This window comes from Gloeothece verrucosa PCC 7822, from assembly GCF_000147335.1.
GTDB classification, from domain to species: domain Bacteria; phylum Cyanobacteriota; class Cyanobacteriia; order Cyanobacteriales; family Microcystaceae; genus Gloeothece; species Gloeothece verrucosa.
The window spans coordinates 3,785,396-3,796,892 of sequence record NC_014501.1 but is presented as its reverse complement, the minus strand read 5'-3'; the positions used below and the strand labels follow the sequence as shown (position 1 = coordinate 3,796,892).

Genomic DNA, 11,497 nt, shown 5'->3' with positions numbered 1-11,497 from the left:
AGGAGAAATCTTTTGTTATAAGCTTTTTTTTGACACCGAACATGGTAGATGGTGAGTGCGAGATAATTTTATGGATAAATTATAAAGACTGATTGTCAAAGATAGGAGTCAAGTAAATTAAATTAACCTAAAATATAATCAGTTAAACAAGCTCAATCCACCTACTGTAGCGGTATTGAGAGATTTGCAGAGTCAATAATTAAGATTTACAATTTGTAATTTCAGCTACACTTATGGATTTAATTACTCTCCAAAACATTTTAGATAACACCTCATTTTTAGTGCTGTTTCTAACCATGTTGATTTATTGGGTAGGGGCCGCCTTCCCCAGCATTCCTTATCTACAAGCATTAGGAACCGCAGGAGTAGCCAGTGCTAATTTATGTATAGCAACGTTATTGGGTGCCCGTTGGTTAGAAGCCGGATATTTTCCCATCAGTAACCTCTATGAGTCCCTCTTTTTTCTGGCCTGGGGTGTTACCGCCATTCATTTAATTGCTCAAAAGATGAGTGGTAGCGCCTTGGTAGGAGTAGTTACAACCCCTGTAGCAATGGGAATTACCGCTTTTGCTGCCCTCACCTTACCAGCCGATATGCAAACCAGTGCGCCTCTGGTGCCGGCTTTAAAGTCTAATTGGTTGATGATGCACGTCAGTGTGATGATGCTTAGTTACGCGACGCTGATGGTGGGAGCGACTCTGGCGATCGCTTTTTTGGTGGTCACTAAAGGGCAAAATGTAGAATTACATGGGAGTTCGATCGGAACCGGAGGTTATCGGCGATCTGTGAGTCTACGTAAACCTAAAACTGATGAAAACCCTGAAAATGCCCTAGAACCGGTTAGCGCTTCCACTGTAGCCGTTCTCAATAAAGCCACCAAAGCGACTACAGTTACAGGCGCGGCTACTCTATCTATCCAACGCCTCAGTTTAGCGGATAATCTGGATAATATTAGTTATCGGATTATTGGTTTAGGGTTTCCCCTATTAACCATAGGCATCATTGCCGGTGCAGTTTGGGCCAATGAAGCTTGGGGGTCTTATTGGAGTTGGGACCCTAAAGAAACTTGGGCCTTAATTACTTGGTTGGTGTTTGCGGCTTATCTCCACGCCCGCATTACTAAAGGTTGGCAAGGCAGAAAACCGGCGATTTTGGCGGCAAGCGGCTTTGTGGTGGTTTGGATTTGCTATTTGGGTGTAAATCTTTTAGGAAAAGGGCTACATTCTTATGGTTGGTTTTTTTAGCTTCCCCCGCGAGAAGCCCTTGGAGTGAATTTTCGATAAAAACACCCACAAATCACCGTCGGATGGGGCTTTTAAAGGGGCGAAGTAATTCGCCCCACAGCCCCTCATGAATCGCGGAGTAGAACTATTGCCCTCTCTTTTTTATCGCGGGTTGCCTCTTGCGCTAAATATGTTACACTGGAGCTATGCTGACAATGAACATGACCTACCGAATTTATCCAGATGTTGATCAACAAGCAATGATGCTTGAGTGGTTGGAAACTTGCCGACGACTATATAATCGTTGTTTGCGAGACTTAAAAGATTGGATAAACAGTAGGAAATGCTCTATTGATAGATGTTCTCTGGAAAAAGAGTACATTATGTCAGCTAGTATCCCTTTTCCAAGTTATCTTGAGCAAAAACGCCAATTAACACAGTGGAAAAAAGAAGATGACTACCTCAAGGCAGTTCACTCTCAAGTAACCCAAGATGTTGTTAAGAGAATGCACAATACTTGGGAGTCATTTAAAGATAGAGGGTATGGGTTTCCAAGATTCAAAAAATATGGACAATACCGTTCATTTTTGTTTCCTCAGTTTAAAGATAATCCGATTACGGGTTATCAAATAAAGCTTCCAAAAATTGGAGATATTTTAATTAATCAACATCGTCCAATTCCTAACGGGTTTAAAGTTAAACAAATCAGAGTTTTATCTCGATGTAGGGGGACAAAATGGTACGTTATCGTTACTGTTCAATCTGATGCTTCAGTACCTGAACCTTTACCTTATGGTAGAGGGGTTGGTATTGATATTGGATTGGAGAATTTCTTAACTACTTCAGATAATTTCACAGTTGAACCAGCTAAATTTTTTCGGGAGTTGCAAAGTCGGCTGAAAGTGCTACAACGCAAAGCATCCCGCCAGAAAAAACGCTCAAAAAACTGGGAAAAAGCACAAATCGAAGTAGCTGAGTTACACCATAAAATTGCTAATTGTCGTAAGAACTTTCACTTTCAAACAGCGCATTTACTCTGTGATCAAGCAGATATGATCTTTGTTGAAGACATCAATTTTCGAGTCTCAGCTAAAGGCTTTTTAAGTAAGTCAATGCTTGATGGTGCATTTGGACAGTTCAGAAATATTTTAAGTTGGGTTTGTTGGAAACGAGGAAAGTATTTTGCTCAAGTTGACCATAAATTTACTTCGCAAATCTGTCCTAAATGTCAAACTCATACAGGTAAGAAACCTCTATCTCAAAGAGTACATGAATGTCCAGAATGCAGTTATCAAACAACTAGAGATCATGCAAGTGCTGAAGTAATTCTACAACGAGGATTGGAAAAAGTAGGCATGGACGTTGCCGAAAGGAAACAGTCTGATAATGGCGTACTGTCAGGGGTCTTGTACCTAGATAAGTGCCGATGCAGAAATGCTCAATTGCGAAGTTGAGAAGCCTACACTGTACGCTTGCGTCAGTGTAGGAGTACGTCACAGATTAGTCAATAGTCATTAGTCATTAGTCAAATGACTTGGAGTAATCTACACGCTAAGGTTCATATTACCCTCAGAAAAAGACAACTATTACCTAAAAAAGAACGGTTATTAGTGGCTGTTTCTGGGGGACAAGATTCTTTATGCCTCTTAAAATTACTGGTAGACTTACAATCTAAATGGGAATGGGAGCTTGCCATTGCTCATTGTGATCACGGTTGGCCGACTGATGCCGGCATGAGTGATCATGTGCAACAAATTGCCCAAAGTTGGGGCATTCCCTATTATTTAAAAACCGCGCATCATCTCAAAGAAACCGAAGCCGCCGCCAGAAAGTGGCGATATCAAGCTTTAATAGAAATAGCCACAGAACAAGGGTTTTCCTTGGTGGTAACCGCTCATACAAAAACTGATCGCGCTGAAACTTTTTTGTATAATCTTATTCGCGGGGCTGGTACTGATGGACTCAGTTCTCTGACTTGGGTACGTTCTTTAAGTGAAAATATCTGGCTAGTTCGTCCTTTATTAGAAATTTCTCGTAGCGAAACTTATCAATTTTGTCAACAATTTAATTTATCTATTTGGGAAGATATTCTTAATCAAAATTTAAAATATGCTCGGAATCGTATTCGTCATGAATTACTCCCTTATTTACAAACACATTTTAACCCACAAGTAGAAAAAGCTCTAATTCAAAGTGCAGAAATTCTTCGCTCCGAGGGAGAATACTTAGAGGAAACGGCCCAACAATGGCTAGAAAAAAGTCTTTCCGAGGATAAAATAGCAATACATCGTCAAATTTTACGTGGTATTCCTTTAGCGTTACAGCGTCGAGTCATGCGCCGGTTTTTAACAACCGTTCTTTCTAAAGCTCCTAATTTTGAACAAATAGAAGCTCTGGTGAATCTGATTAATGCTCCTAACCGCAGTTCTACTTTTTCTTTACCGGGTACAATTACGATAGAAGTTCAAGGAGAATGGATTAGAGTTAGTCATCTGTAATAGCTAGAAAAATTCCCTTTATTCTGTTTTCTATTAAAAAATTTTTTTGCCCTATAATTTATCAATTACCCATGAGATTTAATCAACTCAAGGATTAAACCAGCCGCTAAATTCCTCTAAATTTTGGCTTATTCGACTTAAATTATCTTTAAAAGGTTCTATAATTTCTTGATAAAGTTTTAACTCGGATCGAAGTTGAGTTAACTCCACAGTAGCTTGTTGCCATTGTTCTTGTTGTTGTTCTATATCCCTTTCTCGGTTTTGTTGATCAGTTATTTGTTGATTAATCATATCTTTAAGTTGTTGAATATTTTTTTGAAGATTCTCAATTTCTAATTCAACCTCTTGCCGTTCTTGTTCAGTATTATTTTGCTGCTCTTCTAATTGATTTAATAGAGGAGTTAAGTTAATTTGAGTAACTTGTTGTTCAGGTTCTAAAATGCCTTGACGACGACGTAAAACCCGCAAATGTTGCAGTAAAATCTCTTGTCTTTCCCAGAGCGTTTTACGCTGTCCTACTAGGGTTTTATCTAACATTTTTTTGCGTTCTTGTTCATCTTTTAACTCTTCCTCAATACCTAAACGTTCAAACTCTGAAGCCGCTTGCAGTTTCGCTTGTAATTCATTAACCGATTCACACTGTAAAGTTAACTCTTCTTCTTGTTCGTTAACAAAGCGGACTATTTTATCTAAATCAGCCCGCAGTTTATTAACAATCTCTTCTAATTCTCCTAGAGGCAAATTTTCTAAAGCTTGTAAATTAACTTTATTATCAGTAACAGCATCTTCTCTACCATTAGCTAAACGAATTAAGGTTTGCTGTAACGACCCGATATTTTGTAAATCGAGATTAATTCGTCTGAGTAACTCTTGTTTATTACTGATAAGATTTTGCTGCACTTGCCACTGAATTTTAGCTTCTTCTAAAGAGGCTTTAGCCGAGGCTAATTCTTGCTTTTGACGGTCAATATTTTCTCGTTGCTGCTGAATTTTTTGTTGGCAGGCTTCAACTTGTGCGTGTTTTTGTTCTAGCTGTTGCCAGTAATAAGCAAATTGGTTTTGCTGCTGTTGAATAGTTTCTAAAGTCAAGTTAAGCTGTTGCTGTGGGGAAGTCGTGTTATCAGAATAGGAGGCTAAACGATTAATGAGTGCCTCAATTTGTGCGGCTTGATCAGGTTTTAAATGTGATGGTAATCCAAATTGGCTTTTTTGATTTTCTAAAGACTCTTGTTCTTGTTTTAATTGTTCTTTGGCTTCTTCTAATTCGTGGCGTTGACGTTCTAAATACTCGAACTCAGCCTCCATTTGCTCGATTTGTTCTACTCGCCCGTCTAATTCCTGTTCTCTTTTAGTGAGTTGTTCAGCTTGATAAGTCAGAGACTGCTTCCATTGTTCAATGTATTCTTGCTCTTCCTTAATCTTTTCCATTCGACGGGACATTTTTTGCAACTGGCGTACCACTTCCCCACCGGCTAACTCGGGTGTACCTTGAATTTGCCGGTTATTGCTTAAATTCACCAGTAATAAAGTTCCTTCTCCCACTTGCAATGAGCTATCTTCCCAAGAAATCACATCATCTGTGGGGATAGCACTCCAGGTTTGATCATTATGTTGACAAGCTAGGAGTTTTAACTCAGTTCTCAAGCCGCCAATAAATCCTCTATTTTGTCGCTTTACTTCTGCAAGGTATAACACGAGTCGTAAACCTCTTGATTTGTCCTGCGCCTAATTTTTAATTTAATTGTCACAGCTAAAGGCTGTTGATCTTCAAGCCCCTCTAAGTAATTGTTCTTAGATTTAAAGGAATTAAATTTCTTGGTTTGCTCCTATGAGTGAACAATGACTTAGTCAGCATAGACTTCTCCTAATTATTTACATAAAGTTACAGAATTTGACGAAGCGTAAACCTTTCTCAAGATCAACAAATAATCTTTCTAGTATTAAGCATAACTAGGTTGAGATCTGTTTGCCAAGGCTTTTGTTGAGGTTTCAGTAGTATCCCTGAGTGTCATCCTTGGAAATTTTCAACTAAACTTAAATATTATAGCTTAAAACGCGGATGAGTAGTTATATGCAAGGAACGTTGAATGAGATTGATATCCGCAGTATTTTACAACTGATCGAACTAGGTCAGCGCACTGGCGAATTATTTGTAGAAGCGTACCCGTCCACAGGGAATTTTGCCCTCAACAAATTTTCTTGTAGTCCCTGGCCAAAAACCCTTGTCCCTTATACAAGAGGGGTATCAGAACAATTTTGGTTTGTTTTTTTCGTTAATGGACAAATTGCCTATGCGGCTGATCACTCCCAGAGCAATTTATTTCGGTTGCGGGATTATCTTCATCGCTACAAAATCGCCGATCAATTGAACCATCTCCCGCTTGACTCTATTGAAAGCACGAATACTCCAGAGTATGGTTGTATTTGGTTACTATTAGCCAAAAATATTTTAACGCCAGCCCAAGGCCGCAGCATTATCGAAAATATGATCCAAGAAACGCTTTTTGATTTATTCAGTCTTCATCACGGAAGCTTTATTTTTGAAATGGGTTCGGCCATAGCTCCTCAACTGACCACTCTAGAAATAGGGATTCAAATCCCCAAAATCATCAAACAAGTACAACAATGGAAACAATTCTATCCTCAGATTCAACATCCCGACCAATATGTATTACTGACTGATGAAGAAAGTTTAAAATCTACTGTCCCCGAAAAAATTTATTTAAATTTATCTCAATGGGCAGAAGAAAAAACCACCCTACGACAATTATCGAGATACTTAAATCGCGAATTAGTAGCGATCGCCAGAGCCTTATATCCATACACGGAGAGAGGCTGGCTACAATTAGTCAGTCCGCTTGATCCAAGGTTCACTAAGGTAGACAAAGCCTTAGAGAATCAGTTATTTTTTCCTAAAATTGTCTGTATCGATGATGACATAACTATCCGAAAAAACGTAGAAAATATATTACAAGAAAATGGATATCAGGTAACGATTATCGGCGAGCCTCTACAAGCTTTAAGTCAAGTGTTTGAAATAGAGCCAGATTTGATTTTATGTGACATTGCCATGCCGAAGCTTGATGGCTATGAACTCTGTGCCATGCTCAGGCAGTCAACAGTTTTTCGGCAGATTCCGATCATCATGTTAACTGGACAAGAAACCTTTATTGATCGGGTGAGAGCGCGGATGGTAGGGGCTACAGACTACCTAACCAAACCGTTTGGCAGGAGTGAGTTATTGCTGTTACTCGAGAAATATACCGGGTGTCGAGAATAGTCGGGCGCTTAACACGAAAAAATTCAACTTCCATAGTTTATTTAAACAGACAATTTGGGCACATTAAGAATAGATATCTGAGGTAGGGTCTAAAGCCATGCTGAAGATAAGGTGAATCAATGTCACACTCTTGTTAGGGAGCCAATCAATCCATGAAAAAATCAAAGAGACTGAACGCTCTTCCCAACCCGAGAGCGAGCAATCCTTCGTTAAGCGGAAAATAGAGCCTTGCTCAAGCTGCCTTTTCAGGAGCGAAAAATATGAGGGAAGTTTTGCTAGTAGAAGACAGTCAAGTTCAACGGGAGATGATTTCAAACCTATTACGGGACTATGGTTTGAATGTATCAATAGCCTGTGACGGGGTTGAAGCATTAGAGTTTATTGAAACATTTAACCCAGATCTGGTGGTTTTGGATATTGTCATGCCTCGCATGAATGGTTATGAAGTCTGTCGCCGTTTAAAATCCGATCCCAAGACGAAGCACTTACCGGTGGTTTTATGTTCTTCTAAAGGAGAAGAATTTGATCGTTACTGGGGGATGAAACAAGGGGCTGATGCTTATATTGCCAAACCTTTTCAGCCAGTGGAGTTGCTCGGCACTATTAAACAATTATTAAGAGGTGAAAATTAAAGCTGTTTAACCTCTATCAATCGTCAATATTCTCAGCTTGAATTATAAAAATGGTTAATAATCCCGATTTTTTCACCGGTAAGGGACAAGATTTAGCCCCAGATATACAGGAGCTACAAACCCCCGAAGGTGAACTGCACTTAAGATTTTATTTGCCTTCTCAGAGTGAATTTGCTTTGCCCGCCACAGGAATTAGAGAGGTGATGCAGCAAGCACCTGATCGAATTACAGCCATTCCCAATGCTTCGCCCCTACTACTAGGAACCATTAATTTACGAGGACAAATTATATGGGTAGCTGATCTTGGCCAATTTTTAGGGGAAGAAGCCATTTTAAACACTGATCGCTCAGAAATCCCGGTCATAGCGGTTGAAGCTCAAGAAACAATTTTAGGATTAGCTGTGGATCGATTAGGGGAAATGGAGTGGCTTGATCTAGAACACCTACAACTGTCTAATAATGTTTCTGATCAAATTGCCCCCTATGTACAAGGTGAATGGATCATCAATGAAGAATCTCGTCAAATATTGCGGCTCCTCGATCATGTAGAAATTTTACGTTCAGCACGGTGGGTAGCATGAAAGCGAATTTTTTCTTTCTTATTATTATTTATTTGTTAAATAACCACATACCATTAAAGCCAAAAACTGGGGAGAGAGGCTAATGACTTCAGGAATAGATTATGTTAAACAGTATGGAAAAGCGAATGCAGCTTATTGTCGAGGGGATTTAGACGAAGCGGTTTCGCTCATTGACCAATTGGCTCAAGAGTATCCTGATGACCCTCATACTTTACTGTTACGAGGGCATATTTTCCTAAGTATGCAGCAATATCAAATAGCTCAACAAGAATATGAGAAGGTTCTTAAAATTACTCAACAGCCAGATTTGCTCGATTATGCCGAAAGAGGTTTAGAACAGATTCAACTCGTCGAGTCCGATTTTGACGAAATGGACTTTACTATCGATGAAACTGAAGGATTTACCGTTAGTCAGGCCAACTTAAATACTGATGAGTCTTTTGAGCAACCCGATTTTTCCCATTGGTCTCAACATCCAGATATGCCAGATTTGGAGGAGATGGACTGGGGTAACCAACCTACGGTCCACTGGAATCCTGATGACGACGATATGGGAGAGCCGACGATCGGCAAGGAGTTTTCTAGACATCAATTTGCTAATCCTTTTGCTGAAGATGCTGAAACCTCTTTTAATCCTGACCTATCTCAGTTCGAAGATTTAGCGGAAACTTTCGGACTCCCCTCAGAACCCTCTCACCATCCTGAACTAGAACGCTACGTTAACTCTTTGGATCAACCCGGAGCAGACGACGATCAAACAAACTTTTACTGGCACAATAATGCTGATGAAGATGAGCAAAGACATCTCTCCTTCATCGAAGAAGATAACAACGGATTCAACTCTAACGGCTATAGGTCCAATTTTGATCAGTTTTCCGATACCGGCGAATCAACTTTGGTGGTTTCTTCAGATTTGCCAAGTAATGCCTTAAAGTCGAATGCCACAAAATTTTTGGGAAAAAACCCTTCTAATGGCAAGTTTTCCGAAAACTTAGCGGCTGATCATTCAGATAGCTGGAATGAGGAGGCTTTTAGAAAAGAACCCCAGCAACGAAAACCTCTGTCTTCTCATACTCAACAACCTGCCAATAGTGATGGATTTCTCAATGATTTGGAGGTCTTTAATGACGACGATTTAGACGGACTTTCTCAATTTGATATTACGGATGTGGCTCAGTCTTTACCAGATTCGGGACTTTTTGAACGTCATACGGATGGTTTAGACAGTGGTCTAGAAACCGGCTCCGGCATTAGTGCTGCCGCTATGGAAGCGTCGTCTATTAGTAAGATCAATTGGACTGATGTAGGAGAAAATTCCAGTGCTAATTTAACGGGTGCATCTACTCGATTTATCAAACCCACTGTTGAAATAGAACAAGGCAAGTTTTCAGCGCTTAAAAATCTTCCTTTAAAAAGAAAACAGTGGATTACTGCCGGCATCGCCGGGTTAACATCAGTGGCAACGATTTTTTTAATCAGTAGTGCTATTTGGATGTTTAGCCCGAAACAACCCTCTAAAAAGGCCGATTCTCCGGCTAACAAAACTGAATCAGTGTCTTCTAATCCGAAGAAATCTGACCCGAAAACAGATAAGAAAACAACGCCTAAGAAAAATTCGTCTTCGTCTACTGCTTTACAAGCTCAACAAACAGCCGCTATTTCTCCTTTTAGTCCCTCTATGCTGTTGATGATGCTATTGACTGGTGGCGCAACTTTTGGGGCGACCTTATTTTTTGCCCGCCTCAGTACCAATCAAATTAAGCAAACGGTAGATGATTTACAGACTCAATTTGATGCTATCTATGCTGGAGATTTTAACGTTAAAGCGACTGTTTATTCAGAAGATGAACTCGGACAACTATCGGCTAGATTTAATCAAATGGCTCAGGCGATTTTAACTACCACCAGCGAGGCTCAAAGACGCGCCGCCGAAACGGAACAGCAAAAAGAAGATTTACAACGTCAAGTGATTCGCCTCCTGGATGATGTTGAAGGTGCAGCCCGAGGAGATTTAACCGTAGAAGCTGAAGTTACCGCCGATGTTCTCGGTGCTGTGGCAGATGCGTTTAATCTGACGATTCAAAATCTTAGAGAAATCGTCCGACAAGTTAAAAAAGCGGCTGAACAGGTGAACAAAGGCTCTACCGATAGTGAGTTATTTGCGCGGAATCAGTCTAGCGATGCTCTGCGGATGGCTGAAGAGTTGGCGGTGACGCTCAATTCTGTGCAAATGATGACGGATTCGATTCAACGGGTCGCTGAAAATGCTCGCGAAGCTGAAGAAGTGGCTCGTACTTCCTCGGTAACGGCGCTTAAAGGCGGTGAATCGGTAGAACGAACGGTAGCCGGTATTTTGCAAATTCGAGAAACAGTATCCGAAACCGCAAGAAAGGTAAAACGTTTAGCAGAAGCTTCTCAAGAAATTAATAAGATTGTGGCAGTGGTTTCTCAAATTGCCTCTCGGACTAATTTATTGGCTCTCAATGCTTCGATTCAAGCGGCTAGGGCGGGAGAAGCGGGGCGAGGATTTGCCATTGTGGCGGATGAGGTACGACAATTGGCGGATCGTTCTGCTAAGTCATTAAAAGAAATTGAACAAATCGTTTTACAAATTCAAAGTGAAACGGGTTCAGTTATGACGGCGATGGAAGAAGGAATTCAACAGGTTATCGATGTAACTGAGCGCTCAGAACAGGCAAAGCGTTCTCTTGAGGATATTATTCAGGTATCTAATCGGATTGATTCTTTGGTACGTTCTATTACGGGTGATACGGTTAAACAACGGGAAAATTCCCGCGAAGTGGCTCAGGTTATGCAGTCAGTAGAGTTAACGGCTCAAGAAACCTCTCAAGAGTCACAACGGGTAGCGGGTTCTCTACAAACTTTGGTGAAAATTTCCCGCGATTTGCTGGAATCTGTAGAGCGTTTTAAGGTGGATAAAAATGATTACAAATAATTGGGTAAAACTAGAACTGAAAAAGTTTATGGGTGATTAGTTGTTTTATGCCTATTTTAGATGATAAGCTCTCCGGCTAAGAATTACTGTGTTATACAGGGTAAGAAGCGAGGAGAACTTTTGGCTATTTGATTATTGTCAATTTTATTAATATTTATAAATAACCGAAGCAGCAGTTTGCCGTCTCTTGGTCAAAAATTATTTAGTTTAACGGGACGCGCGACAAAAAAGTCTCAAAAAAATTAGCTCAAGCTAAATCCCATTTAAGTTTAACCTTTACTGACCCTGATAATAACTCGTTAACCTACACTTCGGCGCTGCGAGGTG

Annotated in this window: 8 protein-coding genes; 7 read left to right on the top strand and 1 reads right to left on the bottom strand. The window is 40.2% G+C overall.

Annotated features, from left to right (window positions below; genetic code table 11):
• Positions 1-233: 233 nt before the first annotated feature.
• From ccsB to tilS, 3 genes are all read left to right on the top strand, one after another.
• The gene (gene ccsB / locus CYAN7822_RS16745; RefSeq protein ID WP_013323448.1) at positions 234-1,244 is read left to right on the top strand and encodes a c-type cytochrome biogenesis protein CcsB; all 1,011 of its coding nucleotides are present in this window, start codon (positions 234-236) and stop codon (positions 1,242-1,244) included.
• A 194-nt stretch (positions 1,245-1,438) separates the two neighbouring features.
• A complete protein-coding gene (locus tag CYAN7822_RS16740) occupies positions 1,439-2,677 on the top strand; it encodes an RNA-guided endonuclease InsQ/TnpB family protein (protein ID WP_013323447.1) in 1,239 nt (412 codons plus the stop codon).
• 75 nt (positions 2,678-2,752) lie between these two features.
• Complete coding sequence (gene tilS / locus CYAN7822_RS16735; RefSeq protein ID WP_013323446.1) at positions 2,753-3,721, top strand: tRNA lysidine(34) synthetase TilS; 969 nt, start codon at positions 2,753-2,755, stop codon at positions 3,719-3,721.
• An 87-nt stretch (positions 3,722-3,808) separates the two neighbouring features.
• Here tilS and hmpF read toward each other — a convergent pair whose 3' ends face one another.
• Positions 3,809-5,416: a pilus motility taxis protein HmpF gene (gene hmpF / locus CYAN7822_RS16730; RefSeq protein ID WP_013323445.1), complete on the bottom strand. Its 1,608-nt coding sequence runs from the start codon at positions 5,414-5,416 to the stop codon at positions 3,809-3,811.
• 364 nt (positions 5,417-5,780) lie between these two features.
• Between hmpF and CYAN7822_RS16725 the strand changes: the two genes are divergently transcribed.
• The 4 genes from CYAN7822_RS16725 to CYAN7822_RS16710 all read left to right on the top strand — a co-directional run bounded on the left by CYAN7822_RS16725 (position 5,781) and on the right by CYAN7822_RS16710 (position 11,170).
• A complete protein-coding gene (locus CYAN7822_RS16725; RefSeq protein WP_245602587.1) occupies positions 5,781-7,001 on the top strand; it encodes a response regulator in 1,221 nt (406 codons plus the stop codon).
• 260 nt (positions 7,002-7,261) lie between these two features.
• Positions 7,262-7,633: a response regulator transcription factor gene (locus CYAN7822_RS16720; RefSeq protein WP_013323443.1), complete on the top strand. Its 372-nt coding sequence runs from the start codon at positions 7,262-7,264 to the stop codon at positions 7,631-7,633.
• Between the two features lie 50 nt (positions 7,634-7,683).
• Positions 7,684-8,214, top strand: a complete 531-nt coding sequence (locus tag CYAN7822_RS16715) for a chemotaxis protein CheW (protein WP_013323442.1) — start codon at positions 7,684-7,686, stop codon at positions 8,212-8,214.
• Between the two features lie 82 nt (positions 8,215-8,296).
• Positions 8,297-11,170, top strand: a complete 2,874-nt coding sequence (locus tag CYAN7822_RS16710) for a methyl-accepting chemotaxis protein (RefSeq protein ID WP_013323441.1) — start codon at positions 8,297-8,299, stop codon at positions 11,168-11,170.
• Positions 11,171-11,497 lie beyond the last annotated feature (327 nt).

Coding starts and splice junctions, on each gene's coding strand:
- CYAN7822_RS16740 (WP_013323447.1), top strand. CDS start 1,439: ATGAACATGACCTACCGAATTTATCCAGATGTTGATCAACAAGCAATG.
- CYAN7822_RS16710 (WP_013323441.1), top strand. CDS start 8,297: ATGACTTCAGGAATAGATTATGTTAAACAGTATGGAAAAGCGAATGCA.
- CYAN7822_RS16720 (WP_013323443.1), top strand. CDS start 7,262: ATGAGGGAAGTTTTGCTAGTAGAAGACAGTCAAGTTCAACGGGAGATG.
- ccsB (WP_013323448.1), top strand. CDS start 234: ATGGATTTAATTACTCTCCAAAACATTTTAGATAACACCTCATTTTTA.
- tilS (WP_013323446.1), top strand. CDS start 2,753: ATGACTTGGAGTAATCTACACGCTAAGGTTCATATTACCCTCAGAAAA.
- CYAN7822_RS16725 (WP_245602587.1), top strand. CDS start 5,781: ATGAGTAGTTATATGCAAGGAACGTTGAATGAGATTGATATCCGCAGT.
- CYAN7822_RS16715 (WP_013323442.1), top strand. CDS start 7,684: ATGGTTAATAATCCCGATTTTTTCACCGGTAAGGGACAAGATTTAGCC.